This window comes from Mesorhizobium sp. 131-2-1, assembly GCF_016756535.1.
Lineage (GTDB): Bacteria > Pseudomonadota > Alphaproteobacteria > Rhizobiales > Rhizobiaceae > Mesorhizobium.
Genome location: NZ_AP023247.1, coordinates 1424991 through 1440546, shown reverse-complemented (window position 1 = coordinate 1440546; position 15556 = coordinate 1424991). Strand labels below are relative to the sequence as shown.

Annotated in this window: 13 protein-coding genes; 6 read left to right on the top strand and 7 right to left on the bottom strand. The window is 64.9% G+C overall.

Features of this window, described 5'->3' with window-relative positions; all coding sequences use genetic code 11:
- Nucleotides 1-8: 8 nt before the first annotated feature.
- The 5 genes from chrA to JG743_RS07035 all read right to left on the bottom strand — a co-directional run bounded on the left by chrA (nt 9) and on the right by JG743_RS07035 (nt 5649).
- Nucleotides 9-1397 (bottom strand): chromate efflux transporter, encoded by a 1389-nt coding sequence (gene chrA / locus JG743_RS07055; protein WP_202299084.1) that lies wholly within the window; start codon nt 1395-1397, stop codon nt 9-11.
- The gene (locus tag JG743_RS07050) at nt 1394-2212 is read right to left on the bottom strand and encodes a chromate resistance protein ChrB domain-containing protein (protein WP_202299083.1); all 819 of its coding nucleotides are present in this window, start codon (nt 2210-2212) and stop codon (nt 1394-1396) included. The genes chrA and JG743_RS07050 overlap by 4 nt, the downstream gene beginning before the upstream one ends.
- 161 nt (nt 2213-2373) lie before the next feature.
- The gene (locus tag JG743_RS07045; RefSeq protein ID WP_202299082.1) at nt 2374-3162 is read right to left on the bottom strand and encodes a 3-hydroxybutyrate dehydrogenase; all 789 of its coding nucleotides are present in this window, start codon (nt 3160-3162) and stop codon (nt 2374-2376) included.
- 224 nt (nt 3163-3386) lie between these two features.
- Complete coding sequence (locus JG743_RS07040; protein ID WP_202299081.1) at nt 3387-4988, bottom strand: inorganic phosphate transporter; 1602 nt, start codon at nt 4986-4988, stop codon at nt 3387-3389.
- Nucleotides 4989-5109: 121 nt separating this feature from the next.
- Nucleotides 5110-5649 carry a TetR/AcrR family transcriptional regulator gene (locus JG743_RS07035; RefSeq protein ID WP_202299080.1) on the bottom strand — a complete coding sequence of 180 codons (540 nt, stop codon included), beginning with the start codon at nt 5647-5649 and terminating at the stop codon, nt 5110-5112.
- Nucleotides 5650-5799: 150 nt separating this feature from the next.
- On the opposite strand from JG743_RS07035, the gene JG743_RS07030 reads away from it, so the two are divergent.
- Nucleotides 5800-7062, top strand: coding sequence for an efflux RND transporter periplasmic adaptor subunit (locus JG743_RS07030; RefSeq protein ID WP_202299079.1), 1263 nt, complete (start codon nt 5800-5802; stop codon nt 7060-7062).
- A complete protein-coding gene (locus JG743_RS07025) occupies nt 7059-10142 on the top strand; it encodes an efflux RND transporter permease subunit (RefSeq protein WP_202299078.1) in 3084 nt (1027 codons plus the stop codon). Before JG743_RS07030 ends, JG743_RS07025 begins: the two co-directional genes overlap by 4 nt.
- 141 nt (nt 10143-10283) lie before the next feature.
- On the opposite strand, the gene JG743_RS07020 is transcribed toward JG743_RS07025, so the two are convergent.
- Entirely contained in the window at nt 10284-10742 is a 459-nt protein-coding gene (locus JG743_RS07020; protein WP_202299077.1) for a L,D-transpeptidase, read from the bottom strand.
- A gap of 347 nt (nt 10743-11089) precedes the next feature.
- Here JG743_RS07020 and JG743_RS07015 point away from each other — a divergent pair, with 347 nt between their 5' ends.
- Together JG743_RS07015 and JG743_RS07010 are read left to right on the top strand one after the other, a co-directional pair.
- Complete coding sequence (locus tag JG743_RS07015) at nt 11090-11422, top strand: hypothetical protein (protein ID WP_202299076.1); 333 nt, start codon at nt 11090-11092, stop codon at nt 11420-11422.
- A 33-nt stretch (nt 11423-11455) separates the two neighbouring features.
- Nucleotides 11456-11623, top strand: a complete 168-nt coding sequence (locus tag JG743_RS07010) for a hypothetical protein (RefSeq protein WP_202299075.1) — start codon at nt 11456-11458, stop codon at nt 11621-11623.
- 80 nt (nt 11624-11703) lie between these two features.
- On the opposite strand, the gene JG743_RS07005 is transcribed toward JG743_RS07010, so the two are convergent.
- Nucleotides 11704-12390, bottom strand: coding sequence for a response regulator transcription factor (locus JG743_RS07005; RefSeq protein WP_202299074.1), 687 nt, complete (start codon nt 12388-12390; stop codon nt 11704-11706).
- A gap of 45 nt (nt 12391-12435) precedes the next feature.
- Here JG743_RS07005 and JG743_RS07000 point away from each other — a divergent pair, with 45 nt between their 5' ends.
- A complete protein-coding gene (locus JG743_RS07000; protein WP_202299073.1) occupies nt 12436-13215 on the top strand; it encodes a response regulator in 780 nt (259 codons plus the stop codon).
- A gap of 215 nt (nt 13216-13430) precedes the next feature.
- Complete coding sequence (locus tag JG743_RS06995; RefSeq protein WP_244673077.1) at nt 13431-15518, top strand: ATP-binding protein; 2088 nt, start codon at nt 13431-13433, stop codon at nt 15516-15518.
- Nucleotides 15519-15556 lie beyond the last annotated feature (38 nt).

The window sequence follows — 15556 nt, the reverse complement described above, 5'->3', positions numbered from 1 at the left end:
TGCGGCCTTCACAGCGCCTGCAGCGCCAGCCCAGCCAGCGCCGATGCGGCCAGCGTCGGCAGCATGCCGACCTTCAGCCTGAGCATGGCGACCATCGCCGCTATCGACAGCAGCGCGGCACGCCAGTCGAGCGACGATAGCACCGGGATTTCCATGCCCAGACCGACGCTGCGCACCGAGCCGAAGATGACATGCAGCGCGAACCATAGCGCCAGGTTCATCACCACGCCGACGACGGCTGCGGTGATCGCGCCGAGGGCCGCCGACAGCGCCTTGTTCTGCCGCAGCTGCTCGATGTAAGGCGCGCCGAGGAAGATCCAGAAGAAGCAGGGCACGAAGGTCACCCACAAGGTCAGCAGCGATCCGAGCGCCCCGCCAAGCAGCGGGTTCATCGCGCCGGCGTGCCGATAGGCGGCGACGAAGCCGACGAACTGCAGCACCAGGATGAGCGGCCCGGGCGTCGTCTCGGCGAGCCCGAGGCCATCGACCATCTCGCCGGGCGCCAGCCAGCCGAACGACGTCACGGCTGCTTGCGCGACATAAGCGAGAACCGCATAGGCTCCGCCGAAGGTGACGACCGCCATGACGCTGAAAAAACCGCCGAGCTGCGTCCAGACGCTGGCCGAGCCGGTCAGCGCCGCGATCAGCGCCACCGGCCCGAGCCAGATCGGCAGCCAGATGGCGATGGTGCGCGGCGCGTGCCACTTCGTCGGCCTGGTGTGGTCGAGTTCGCCGCGCTCGAACATCAGGTCGACGGCGCCCTTGCTGTCGTCGGCGGCGCCGCCCTTGCCATGCGCCGATCCGGAAAACAGGGCCGGCGCGAAGCGGTTGCCGATCCAGCCAGCCAGCCCGGCCAACAGGACGATCAGCGGGAACGGCAGCTTGACGACATAGATGGCGAGGAAGGCGGCGACCGCGATCGCCACCATCACCCGGTTCTTCAGTGCCCGCTTGCCGATGCGGATGACGGCCTCGACGACCACCGCCAGCACCGCCGCCTTGACGCCGAAGAACAGCGCCTCGATGACCGGCGCATCATTGTAGAGCATGTAGAAGCTGCTGAGGCCGAGCATCACCAGCGCCCCCGGCAGCACGAACAGGGTGCCGGCGACGAGGCCGCCGGCGGTCCGGTGCAGCAGCCAGCCGACATAGACGGCAAGTTGCTGCGCCTCCGGGCCGGGCAGGAGCATGCAGTAGTTGAGCGCATGCAGGAAACGCTGCTCGCCGATCCAGCGGCGCTCCTCGACCAGCTCCTTGTGCATCAGGGCGATCTGGCCGGCCGGCCCACCGAAGGAGAGCAGCCCGATCTTCGCCCACAGCCTGACCGCCTCGCTGAAGCTCGGCGCCGCCGGCGCGCGCGCGGCGCCGGCGTCGTTGTCCGCCACGAGGTCGTTCATGACGGTTTGCTCCCGCTCGGCCAGTTGTGCGTCTCATCGGTGGCGTCACGGCACCACCTGAAGAAGGCATCGTAGATGAGCATTCCCGCCTCGAGCTGTTCGAGATCGTCGCGGAACATGCGTGACAGGCCAAGCGATGCAGCAAGAAACCCCGCCGCTTGCGGCACCAGATCGAGCCTCGCCGTATCGGCGGCGCGCACGATCAAGGCCAGGCGGCCGAGGGCTTCCGAGCGCAGCCCGAACTCCTCGATCATCGTATCGAAGGTGCAGCGCTCGCCGCGATGGCTCCAGAACACATTGTCGATGTCGAAGGGAACCGCCGAAAAGCGGTCGGCAACCGCCGGCACTTCGGCCGCGTCGACGAACAGGAACACCGCATCAGGATCGACGAAGCGGCGGATCAGCCAGGGGCAGGCGATGCGGTCGACCTTGGGCCTTGCCCGCGTCACCCAGACCGTGCCGCCCTTGTCGTCGCGGCGCGGTATCTTGTCGGCCTGGACCAGCGGCGCCTTGGCCGCAACCCAGGCCTCGAAGCCGCCCTCCAGCGATTCCGCTTCTACGCCCTCGTGGCGCAACCACGCGGCGACGCCTTGCGAGAGCTTTTGGCCCTTCTGGCAGATGACGGCGACCCTGGAGCCGGAGAACTCCGCCGCCCAGGTCGGAACGGTCCTGAAATCGCGCCGGCGGGAGGCCGGCAGCAGGCGCGGATCGGCCTGATAGTCTTCCTCGACGCGCACGTCGATGAGGATCGGCGCATCCGGCAGGCCGACGAGACGGGAGAGTTGCTGTACGGTGATTTCGGTTGTTGACGGCATGGCGTCCACCTCCATGACAAAGAGAGCTTGGACGCGATCGTTGGGCTGACGCCTCACGGGGTCATCGCGATGAACCCCTTGCCATGATGCTGGAATGATCCTCTTGCCTTGTCAAGGAAAAGGCGTCCGCGAACACCGCCGGCTCGGCGGGTGACGGCGCCTTACTGCGCCGTCCAGCCGCCATCCATCGGCAAGGTCGTGCCGGTGATCTGCCTGGCCGCGTCCGAGCACAGGAACAGCGCCAGTGCCGCAAGCTCCTCGACGGCGACAAACTCCTTGGTCGGCTGCGCGGCGAGCAGCACGTCATGCTTGACCTGCTCCTCGGTCATGCCGCGCGCTTTCATCGTGTCGGGGATCTGTTTTTCGACCAGCGGCGTCCAGACATAGCCGGGCGCGATGGCGTTGACGGTGATGCCTGCCTGAGCAACCTCCAGCGCCACCGTCTTGGTCAGGCCCGCAATGCCGTGCTTGGCCGAGACATAGGCCGATTTGAACGGCGAGGCGACCAGGGCGTGCGCGGAAGCGGTGTTGATGATCCGGCCCCATTTGCGCGCCTTCATGCCGGGAAGCGCCGCCTTGATGGCGTAGAAGGCCGCCAGCAGGTTGATGCGGATGATCGCTTCCCATTTATCGTCCGGAAACTCGTCGATCGGCGCGACATGTTGGATGCCGGCATTGTTGACCAGAATGTCGAGGCAGCCGAAGGCCTGTTCGGCCTCGCGCACCATGGCGCTGACGGCCGCGCCGTCCATCATGTTGGCATCGGAATAGCGGCACTTGACGCCGAAATCCTTCTCGATGCCGGCGCGCTCCCGCTCGACATCAGTGGCATCGCCGAGGCCGTTGATGGTGACATTGGCACCCTCGGCCGCAAAGGCGCGGGCGATTGCAAGGCCGATACCGCTGGTCGAGCCGGTGACGAGGGCGTTCTTCGAGGACAGGGAACCCATGGGTGATCTCGCGAGAGGTGGGAGAGGATACCGCTGCACATAGTTTGTGCGCCGCAACATAACAATGCCATGACCATATGAGACGATCGGCGAACATGCCGGCTGACCATGGCGCATCGTTTGCGATTGCGCAGCTATCCAAGCGTCTTCGACTGAGATCAGAGACCAAAAAGAAACGGCGCCGTGAACGGCGCCGTTTCTTGCTTTGTGCGAGACGGGTCGCCTCAGAACACCTGGCGGAAGATCACGAACAGCACGAAGGCGAGCGCGATCGAGCACGGCAGCGTCAGCACCCATGCCAAGAGCAGATTGCGCACCGTCGACCATTGCAGCCCGGAGCCGTTCGCCGCCATCGTGCCGGCGACACCCGACGACAGCACGTGGGTCGTCGACACCGGCAGGCCGAGACGGTCGGCCATGCCGATGGTGACCATCGCCACCAGCTCGGCGGCGGCGCCCTGGCCGTAGGTCAGGTGGCTCTTGCCGATCTTCTCGCCGACGGTGACGACGATGCGCTTCCAGCCGACCATGGTGCCGAGCCCGAGCGCCAGCGCCACGGCGATCTTCACCCAGAGCGGGATGAACTTCGTCGCGTTGTCGACCGCCTTGTGATAGTCGGTGACCGCCTTGAGATCGGCGGCCTCCATCGGCAGCAGCTTCTTCTTGTCGATCAGCTTGAGCGCCTCGCCGATCAGATAGATGTCGTTGCGGGCGTTGCTGACCAGGTCGGTCGGCACCTTCTCGATCGAGGCGTAGGGTTGCAGCGAAGCGGTGGTGTCGTGGATATAGGTCTGCAGCGCCACCGTGGTCTGGTCGTTCCAGGTCCTGGTGCGCACGGCATCCTGGACGGCCGCTTTGGCGTCGGTGACGGTGACGCCCGGTTTGACGTACTTGCCCAAGGCCTGCTCGACGCTGACCGAAGCCGACTTGTAGGCATCGAGATAGTTGATGTCGGGCGTGCGGTTGAGCGCATAGGCCGTCGGCACCACGCCGATCAGGATCAGCATGATCAGGCCCATGCCCTTCTGGCCGTCATTGGAGCCGTGGGCGAAGCTGACGCCGGTGCAGGTGAAGATCAGCAGCGCGCGGATCCACCATGGCGGCGGCGTGTTGCCCTTCGGCGCCTCATAGAGTGCCGGATTGCGCACCAGCAGCTTCATCGCATAGAGCAGGATGGCGGCAGCGAAGAAACCGATGATCGGCGAGACCAGCAGCGTGATGCCGACATTGGTCGCTTGCGACCAGTCGACGCCGCTGGTGGCGCTGCCGGCCGGCGCCATGAACTGGTTGGCGAGGCCGACGCCGATGATCGAACCGACCATGGTGTGCGAGCTCGAGGCAGGCAGGCCGAGGAACCATGTGCCGAGGTTCCACAGGATCGCGGCGACCAGCAGCGCGAACACCATGGCAAAGCCGGAGGACGAGCCGACCTGCAGGATGAGCTCGACCGGCAGCAGCGACAGGATGCCGAAGGCAACCGCACCGCTGGAGGTGAGAACCCCGAGGAAATTGAAGACGCCCGACCACATGACGGCGAACTCGGCCGGCAGGGAGCGGGTGTAGATGACCGTCGCCACGGCATTGGCGGTGTCATGGAAGCCGTTGACGAACTCGAAACCCAGCGCAATCAGCAAGGCAATGCCGAGCAGGATCCATGGCACGGTCTTGGCCACCGCAAGATCCTGGCTCAGGGCGTAGCCGACATAGATGATGCCGGCGAGCACGATCACTCCGAAGGCCGGCAGGAACCACTTGGCGCCGCCCGTTTGATTGAGCGGATGATCCGGTCTCGGAATCCCCGCCTCGCTAGAAACAACGTCCACCATCGTCCCACTCCGTTTGCACTGCGGCAAAGAACGGGAAGACGCTATGTCCGGACGATGAAGCTGGTGTGACGGCTCACGAAACCAACCCTGGCGAGCAGGGCGGCTGCCGCGGCGGCCGGCGTCAGTTCACCCTGGCGAGTTCCAGCAGCGACGACAGGAGCAGCCGGCGCTCGTCCGGCGAAAGCACATCGGAATCGAAGAGGTTCATGCTGCGCAGCCCCTCGATGGCGAGAAAGCACACCAGCAGCGCCTTGAGGTCGTTCGTCTCGCCCTTCAGCCGCTCGAAGAGCTGCCGCTTGAAGGATTTTATCGGCGTCAGGAAATCCGGATCCTCGGCGATCGCCGAGAATATCCAGGAAGCCGAGGGCTGCGGCTCCTCGCAGTCATTAGCCGAAAGCCTGATATAGGCCTCGAGCGGCGTTTCGCCGCTCGCCTCTGCCGTTCGCGATTCCAGCGCTTGTTCGAACGCTTTCAGATAGTCCTCCACCAGGCCCTGCATCAGCTTGGCCTTGGTCGGGAAATTGTAGAGCAGGCCGCCCTTCGAGACGCCGGCGCGGCTGGCGACGGCGTCCAGCGACAGGCTGCCCGGACCCGTCTCGCGCGCTACGTCGGCGGCGGCGGCCAGTATCCTGTCACGCGAATTTGCTCTGCGGGTTTTCATCGGCGCCTGTCCCATACATTAGCCTAGGCGGAATTGACAACACCGTCCAGACGGTACAGTAAGATCGCCATCATTTGAAAACGGGACCTTTCATCGATATTTGTCCCGCTGTTCGACGACTATGCCGGACGCCGGCCGAGGGGACCTTTTGTGAAGCGCTTCTTCATCATCGCCGGAATTCTGCTTCTGCTCATCGTGGTGTGCGGCGGCATCGTCGGCTTCAACCTGTTTCGTGACAGCGCGATCAAGCAGTTTTTCGCCACCATGAAGCCGCCTGCGGCGACCGTTTCGACTGTCATCGTCAAGCCGTCCGACTGGACGCCGGGCGTCGAGGCGATCGGCACCGTCAATGCTGTGCGCGGCGTCGACCTCACCGTCGAAACCGCCGGCATCGTCAAGAGCATCATGTTCCACGCCAACCAGAAGGTTGCCGACAACGCCGTGCTGCTGCAGCTCGACGATGCCGTCGAGCGCGCCGATCTCGCGGCGGCCAAGGCACAGAACGTCTCCGACCAGACGGCCCTCGAACGCGCCGTCGAACTGCAGCGGCGCGGCGTCGGCACCGATGCCACGCTCGACACCGCGCGGGCGACCGCGTCGGCATCCGCCTCGCAGGTCAACAAGCTGCAGGCGGTGCTCGACCAGAAGCAGCTGACGGCGCCCTTCGCCGGCACGGTCGGTATCCCCAAGATCGACCTCGGCCAGTATCTCGCCATTGGCTCCCCGGTGGTGACATTGCAGGACCTGGACACCATGCGGGTCGACTTTTCGGTTCCGGAACAGCAGCTGCCGCTGCTCAAGATCGGCCAGACGGTGCGGCTTGGTATCGGCGGGGGCGGCAACAACGACATGCCGTTCGCCGGCGCCATTCGCGGCATCGACCCCAAGATCGATTCGGCGAGCCGGCTCGTATCGATCCGTGCCGAGGTCGCCAATCCCGACGGCAAGCTGACGCCTGGCCAGTTCGTGCAGGTGCGCGTCGAGCTGCCGGAGGAGCCGAATGTCCTGACACTGCCGCAGACGGCGCTGACCTCCAGCCTCTATGGCGACTTCGTCTTCGTCGTGCGTCCGGCAAAGCCCGCGGCCAACGGCGCCGCCCCGGCGGCCAAGCCTGAAGACAAGCCGGCCGATGCCACAAAGACCGGCTCCACCCCTGCGGCAAAACCGGACGAGAAGCCGGCCGACGCGGCGGCCAAGCCGGCGGAAGGCGAAAAGCCGGAGCTTGTGCTTGCCCAGGTGTTCGTCAAGCCCGGCCGCCGCAACGCCGGCATTGTCGAGATCCTGGAAGGCATCGCCGCCGGCGATGAGGTCGTCACCGCTGGCCAGAACCGGCTCTTCAACGGCATGTCCGTTGCGGTCGACAACACGATCGATCCGACCAAGCCGGCAAACAAGCAGGCCGCCCAGCAATGAATTTCTCCGACATCTTCATCCGCCGGCCTGTCCTATCGACCGTCCTTGCCTGCATGATCCTGTTGCTCGGTTTCCAGGGCATCTTCAACCTGTCGATCCGGCAGTATCCGAAGATCGACGAGACGGCGATCACGATCACCACGGCCTATCCCGGCGCCAGCGCCGACCTGATCCAGGGCTTCATCTCCGCGCCTATCGCGCGCGCCGTCGCCTCGACCGAGAACATCGACTACGTCACCTCGTCGAGCCGGCCCTCCTCCAGCACCGTGGTTGTGCAGATGAAGCTCGGCTCGAATCCCGACGTCGCGCTGACCGAGGTCCTGTCCAAGGTGCAGGGCGTGCGCGGCACCTTGCCCGACGCCGCCAAGGATCCGGTGATCGTCAAGGGGACCGGCCAAGAGTTCGCGATGATGTACATCTCGATGCAGAATCCAAACATGACGAAGGAGCAGCTGACCGAATATATCGAGCGCGTCATCCGCCCGCGCATGTCGACGGTCGAGGGTGTCGCCGACGTGCAGATCTTCGGCGCCGAAGAATATTCGATGCGGGTTTGGATCGATCCGGTCAAGCTCGCCGCGCGCGGCGTGACGGCGGCGGAGGTGCTGACCGCCATCAACGACAGCAATTTCCTGTCGGCCCCCGGCAACACCGAGAACGAATACGTCGTCTCCTCGATCACCGTGCGCTCGACCCTGCAAACGCCCGAGGCCTTCGCGGCACTTCCGCTGCGTTCCAAGGACGGCAATGTGGTCCGGCTGCGCGACGTGGCGCGCGTCGAGCTCGGCGCGGCCAGCACCGACACCAGAGTCTCCTTCAACGGCAAGCCCGGCACCTTCCTCGCCATCTTCCCGACGCCGGCCGCCAATCCGCTGACGACGGCGGCGGCGATCCACAAGCTGGTGCCGACGATTCAAGAGACGTTGCCGCAAGGCATGACGATCGAGATCGTCTACGATTCCACCGAACAGATCAGCGCCTCGATCTACGAGGTGTTCAAGACCATCGGCGAGGCGGTCGCCATCGTAATCGTCGTCATCTTGCTCTTCCTCGGCTCGTTCCGCTCGGTGATGATGCCGATCGTGACCATCCCGCTGTCGCTGATCGGCGTCTGCTTCCTGCTGTATTCGGTCGGCTACTCGATCAACCTGCTGTCGCTGCTCGCCATGGTGCTGGCCATCGGCCTCGTCGTCGACGACGCCATCGTGGTGGTGGAGAACATCCACCGGCATATGGAAGAAGACCACATGTCGCCGATGCAGGCCGCCTTCAACGGCATGCGCGAGATCCTCTCCGCCATCGTCGCCATGACCATCACACTGGCGGCGGTGTTCGCCCCGCTTGCCTTCACCGGCGGCCTGACCGGCGCGCTGTTTCGGGAATTCGCGGTGACGCTTGCCGGCTCGGTTGTGCTGTCGGGCATCATCGCCATCACCATCACGCCGATGATGTCGGCACGCCTCCTCAAGGCAGGCTCGCACAGCCGCTTCCAGCGTATCGTCGACGGCACCTTTGGCCGCGTCGAGCGCGTCTACGAGCGGATGGTCACCAGCTCGCTGAGAAATCGTCCGGTGACGTTGCTGATCGTGGTCGCACTGGTCGCGCTCACCGGCTTCATGTTCACCAAGACCTCGAGCGAGCTGGCGCCGGAGGAGGATCAGGGCTTCCTGCTCTCGATCGTGACCGGGCCGCGCTACGCCACGTCGGACTATACCGAGACCTACGTCAATCAGATCCTCGGCCTGGTCAAGGACATACCCGAGACGCGAGCCCAGTTCTCGGCCGTCGCCTTCGGCGGCGCCACCAACGGTGCCTTCGTCGGCTTCGCCTTCAAGGACTGGGCCGAGCGCAGCCGCAGCTCGAAAGAGATCCAGGCCGATATCACCGGCCGGCTCGCCAAGGTGGCCGGTGTCGAGGCTTTTGTCTTCGCGCCGCCGACGCTGCCCGGCTCGGGCGGCGGCCTGCCGATCTCCTTCGTGGTGCGTTCCACGGGCAACTCCGCCGAGGTCTACGAGGCGGCGGAGCAAATCAAGAACAAGGCGCAGGCCTCCGGCCGCTTCATCGTCGTGCAGAACTCGATGTCCTATGACGCGCCGCAGGTGACGGTGACGATCGACCGCGAGCGCGCGGCGGCGCTGAACCTGCCGATTGCCGATATCGGACGCACCCTGACGCTCTTGGTCGGCGGAGCCGAGGTCGCGCAGTTCGACCGCGACTCCAACAGCTATGACATCATCCCGCAGGTGCCGCAGGAATTCCGCGACAATCCCGAGAAGTTGGCCGAGTATTTCGTGCGCAGCGCCTCGGGCGACATGGTGCCGCTGTCGGCGGTGGTGAAGATCTCGACCAATGCGGCACCCGCAGCGATCGAGCAGTTCAACCAGCTGAATTCGGCGACGATCACCGCCCTTCCGTTGCCGGGCGTCACCACCGGCGATGGGCTGAAGGCCATCGAGGACATCGCCAAGGAGACACTACCGGAGACCTTCTTCACCGACTATTCCGGGCAATCCAGGCAGGAGAAGGAGCAGGGCAACACGATCCTGATCGCTTTCGTGGCGGCCGTGTTCGTTATCTACCTGGTACTGGCGGCGCAGTTCGAAAGCTTCCGCGACCCGCTGATCATCATGATGGCGGTGCCGCTGTCGATCTTCGGCGCGATCGTGCCGCTCAATATCGGGCTGGGCACGCTCAACATCTACACGCAGGTCGGCCTGATCACGCTGATCGGCCTGATCACCAAGCACGGCATCCTTCTGGTCGAGTTCGCCAACCAGCAGCGAGAGCTGCACGGCATGCGCCGGCGTGACGCAATCGTCGCTTCGGCCAAGGTGCGGCTGCGGCCGATCCTGATGACCACGGCGGCGATGGCGCTGGGCGTGGTGCCGCTGATCACCTCCAGCGGCGCCGGTGCCGCTGCCCGCTATTCGATGGGCCTGGTGATCTTCACCGGCATCCTGGTCGGAACCATGTTCACGCTGTTCGTGGTGCCGATGTTCTACACCTTCATCGCCAGCAAGGACCTGCCGCATCATGCCGAAAAGCCGGATCCGAACCTGATGCCGGCGCTGCCCAATTGAGACGAAAAAAGAGGCCGAAAATTCCGGCCTCTTTTTTGGTTGGGCGTTTACCGCGGAAGAGGCAGAGCCTGTTCAGGCGGGAGGCGGAACGGATGAGGGTTGGTTTCCCCAGCCCTCCTCGCCGCCTTCGACCACAGCCAGCTACTTGACGATGACGATGCTGGTGTTGGACGCGCCGAAGGCCTCGACCAGCTGGTAGAAATCGGCCGCCGCATCCGGGTGCAGCCGTACGCAGCCATGCGAGGCCGGCTGTCCGAGGCGCTTGATGGCATAGGTCGCGTGCACGGCGTAGCCGCCGCTGAAGAACACCGAATGCGGCATCGGCGCGTTGTCGTACTTCTTCGAATACCACATCTCATGCATGCGGGTCGGCTTGAACGAGCCGGTCGGCGTGACATGCGCCCGGTCGCCGGTCGAAACCTTCCAGGCGAAAGTCGGCCGGCCGTCGACCGAGACTTCCATGATCTGCTGCGACAGCGACACCCGAGCCACGATCTGGTTGGCGTGGGCGGCGCCGCTGCCGGCGCCGAAAAGCAGGGCCGCACCGGTGAACGCGGCGGCGGTGATGTTGATAAGCTTGGCGGAAATGGTGGTGTGCATGGCGATGTCCCCTCTGCCGGTTCGGCCGGCTCCCAATTCGATGGCGGATTTATCGCTGGGTGATGTTTCAAGCCAATTTCGCTTGATGCTCGCTTTTGTTTCGAATCTGTTTCCTCTGGTTAACGGCGGTAACGATCCAAGGATGACGTCAGAGGGTGCATACCTTGGTGCCTCGTGTCAGCGATTTCGGCCAGATTCCTAAAAGCGAAAGCGCGTATTCCCATGATTTGAAAGCACTTCGGCGCCGCTCGAAACCAATCTGCAACAAAGCGCGGCGCAGGCGGCATGATCCCGATACAGGCCGATCGCACAGTTGACGCAACGAGAGCAGTCGGCATCAAACGAAAATGCGCAGGAAATCGAACGTCCCGTCCTGGTTTCTCAGGATAAGCATCGCAGCGGTCATCGCTGGCGGCGTCGGCACCGTAGCCGGCAGTCCGTCGACGACGCTGGCCGCGATGACCTCGGGCGAGGTTTCGACCCTGCATGCCGCGCTGTTCATAGCCACGGTCTGGATCGTGTCCAGCCTGCGCGTTAACCGGCTCAGGGCCCTCTGGCGGGTCGGCCTCGGGCTGAGGTGGATGCGCGGCGCCTCCGGCTACTTGCTGCCGAGAGGACCGAAGGCCCGCGCCGCAGCGGGGGGCTCCGTGGGCGGCGCGGGCACTTCGGGGGTTTCCTGAAGCGACAACGGCATTTTCTTTAGGGGTAGAAAAATGAAACCGAAATCTGCAGCCGTGGTGCTTTCCGCATTGCTTTACGCGCAAGGCCTGCTGGGCTTTGCCGGCCTTGCCACCGTCCTCCTGCGGGACCGTGCCCAGGCCGACGAGGTCGCCATCGCCAGCATCATGCCGGTGAAACCATCATTGCTCGTGATGCGCTGAGCAAGGAGCATCGGACCCCATGAAAACCGATTTTGGGAAATCCGATGCTGAAGCCGAAAAGTAGCGGAGCCGCCCTGGCCTCAATCGCTGCGCTGCGTCGGCGGGTCGAAACGGTAGCCGGCGCCGCGTATGGTGGTGATGCTTTCGGTATCGAGCTTGCGGCGCAGCCGCACGATGCGCGAATCAATGGAACGGTCGAAGGCGTCGGCGTTCTCGGCCGGCGCCGCGGCAATGATGTCGTCGCGCGTCAGCACCTTGCGCGGGCTCGCCAGAAACAGCTTGAGCAGCGCCACCTGACCGGGCGAAAGCTGATCTTCCGCGCCCGAGCGATGCATGACGATGGCCGACCTCAGATCGACCGTCGCGTTCTCCAGCACGATCAGCTCCCCGGCGCTCCTGCCGCGCCGCGCCAGCAGGCGGCCGATTCGCGCGGCCAGCTCCCTCACATTCAACGGGCTCTCGACCACGTCGGCCGCGCCCAGTTCGAGCGCCAGCACCTTGTCGACCAGGTCGCGCGGCCGGCAAATCAGGATGAAGTCGGGCCCGCCCTCGCCACCATAGCGCCGCAGCAGATCGCGGCCTTCGGCCTGGCTCACGCTGTCGCCGACAACCACCACGTCGATGCCCTTGGCCGAAAGCAGCGATTCCGCTTCCCAGGGCTGGCGCGCCGCGCGCACGTCATGGCCGCGCCGTTCGAGATGGTCGGCAAGGTCGCCCGCCACCACTTCGGCAACGGAAACGAGCGCGATGACGGATCGTGCGGCCATTTTTTCCACCCCGCGACAGACATCTCAAGATGAGTGCTGGACATCATGTTTATACCCAATCTACTTTCCGCTGAAAGCGGGAGCGAGAGCATAGTGCGGGCACGAATTGTCGTCGTCGAGGACGAACCTGACCTGAGGGATGCCGTGGCCGAATATCTCGGCGCCAGCGGCTATGACGTGGCGACGGCCGAAAGTGCTGCCGCCGCGCGGACGCTGCTTGAGACGCAATCCTTCCATCTTGCCATCCTCGACATCGCCATGCCCGGCGAGGACGGCCTGTCCTTCGGCCGCTGGCTGCGCTCGAAAACGCCGATCGGCATTATCTACGCCACCGCCGCCGGCACCGCGCTCGACCGCATCGTCGGCCTCGAGCTCGGCGCCGACGACTACATCGTCAAGCCCTATGAACTGCGCGAGGTGCTGGCCAGGGTGCGCAGCGTGCTGCGGCGCGTGCCGCAACCGGCCGAGCCGCAGGCCGCCAAGCCCGAAGCGGCTTCTGCCGGCCGCCGCATGAGCTTCGGCTCCTTCCACGCCGATCTCGACGGCAGGCTGGTCACCGGCGCCAATGGCGCAGTCGTCGACATGGCCAAAAGCGAGTTCGACGTGCTGGAGGTCTTTCTGACCCGCGCCAACCGGCTGCTGACACGGGCCGCGATCTCCGAAGCGATCGGCTTCGTCGAGGATCCCGAATCTTCGCGGGCGGTCGATATCCGCATCATGCGGCTGAGGAAGAAGATCGAGACCGACCCCGCCAACCCGAAGTTCCTGCGTACCGTGCGCGGCGAAGGCTATATCTTCTCGCTGCCGACCGGCGAGGGCAACTGAGCCTGAAGCACGGCGGCCCGAACTGTGGGGCCGCCGTCATTCGGCCATGACGGCCGGTGATCTTCGATATCCGGCGCATGTCCTTCCGGATGCGCAAAGAACACTGTAGCATTTTCATCCTGCATATGGTTCCTCCCGGGAAACCGCGATCGATTTTCGGAACCTGTGTGCTGCATTTCATATATTGCCGGTCTGGCATTGGGTGACGTTTTGACATGACTGCTGAAGCCGCGCGCATGGACACGCAAGCCACCCGCCAGGGCGCGGCGATGGCGGCTGTCCGCGTCGTGCGCCGGCTGCGCGAAGCCGGCGACTGGCAGCGCGAGATGGACACCATCCTGGAGACGCTCTGCCGCGCCATGGACTGCCAGCGCGGCATCCTGTTTCGGCTTCGCGAGCTTCCGGGCCAGGGCTTCGCGCAGTCGGTCTCGGCCTACTGGATCAATCCCGAGTTCGGCGGGGAACTCGCCTCGCCCACCGTCATCATGCAGTCGATCATCAATTCGGACCCGCTGCTGGAGCGGCTGCAGGAGGACGAGCGGCAAGGCAAGGTCTTTGCCGGCCACACCCGCGATCTCGACGGCTTCCTGAGGGCCGACTTCGAGAAGCAGAACATCAAGTCGTTCCTGTCGGTTTCGGTCTTCGCGCATGGCCATCTCTGGGGCACGCTGGCGGTCAACGATTGTGTCGCCGAGCGCGAATGGACCGACGAGGAAGAGGCGACGCTGCACATCATCGCGCTCGCCATCGGCGACGCCATCGAGCACTCGCCGTCCGACGCCCATGCCAGCGAGGTCATCCGCCGCACCATGCTGCAGGCCTCGCTTGACGCCATCGTCGTCATCGACGAGACCGGCTCGATCATCGAGTTCAATCCGGCGGCCGAGAAGATGTTCGGCTTCCCGCGCAGCGACATCCTCGGCAAGGACCTGCTCGACACCATCGTGCCGATCTACTACCGCAAGGGCTATGCCTCGGGCGCCGAATACATGACGGGCCGCGGCGCGCCGATGGTCGGCCAGCGGCTCGAGACCGTGACCCAGAATGCCGCCGGCGAGGTGTTTCCGATCGAGCTGACGGCGACCGAGATGCGGGTTGCCGACCGCCGGCTGATCTTCGGTTCGATCCGCGACCTGCGCGACAAGCTGCGCGCCGAGGAGGAAATCGGCCGCCAACGCGAGAAGCTGCACCAGAACGAGAAGATGGCGGCCATGGGTTCGCTGCTGGCTGGCGTCTCGCACGAGCTGAACAACCCGCTTGCCGTGGTCGTCGCGCAATCGACGCTGTTGCATGAATTCGCCACCGACCCGCAGACCAAGGTGCGCGCCGAGAAGGTACGCGCCGCCGCCGAGCGCTGCGGCCGCATCGTCAAGAGCTTCCTGTCGATGGTGCGCTTGCATCCGACCGAGCAGGCCGAGACCGACCTCAACCAGGTGATCCGCGCCGCGCTCGAAGTGACCGCCTATGGCGCGCGTTCCAGCGGCATCATCATCGACACTGATTTCGCCGCCGGCCCGCTGCTGGCCATGGCCGACGCCGACCATGTGACGCAGGTGGCCGCCAACTTCCTCGTCAACAGCCAGCATGCGCTCGTTGGCGTCGCCGGCGACCGGCTGATCAAGGTGCGCACGTTTCGCAGCGATCGCGGCAATCCGGGCTTCTCCGTCGAGGACAACGGGCCGGGCGTGCCGGAAGCGATCCGTCCGCGCATCTTCGAATCCTACTTCACCACCAAGCCGGTCGGCGTCGGCACCGGCATCGGCCTGTCGATCTCGAAGTCGATCATCGAGCGTCACAACGGCAACATCTGGTTCGAGGAGGTGCAGCCGCACGGCGCGCGTTTCGTCGTCCAGTTGCCTACGATCACCGCCGGCCCGGCAGCCGGCAGCGAGAGTCCAGTGCGTCCGAGCGGCCTGCGCCACGCGCTGATCATCGACGACGAGCCCGATGTCGCCGGCTCGCTCTCCGACATACTGGAGCTGATGGGCGTCAAGTCGCGCGTGGTGCCGGCCTGGACATCGGCAGCGGCGACCCTCAGCGGCCAGATGCCGCCCGACATCGTCTTTTCCGACCTGCGCATGCCCGGCACCAGCGGCATGGCAATCTATCGCGAGCTGCTCGCCGAACGGCCGGCGCTGGCCCAGCGCTTCGTGCTGGTCACCGGCGATCTGATCGGCGCCAAGGCCGAGATCGAGGCGCTGCCGCCGCATCAGCGGCCGCAGATCCTGGAAAAACCGTTCAGCACGCTGGACGTGCGCGGCGTTCTTTCGGCTATAGCCGAGCAGGCCGCTGTCGAGACTTAAAATTCGGGCCGTCGCAAGGGCCTGTCGAGATTCAGGTC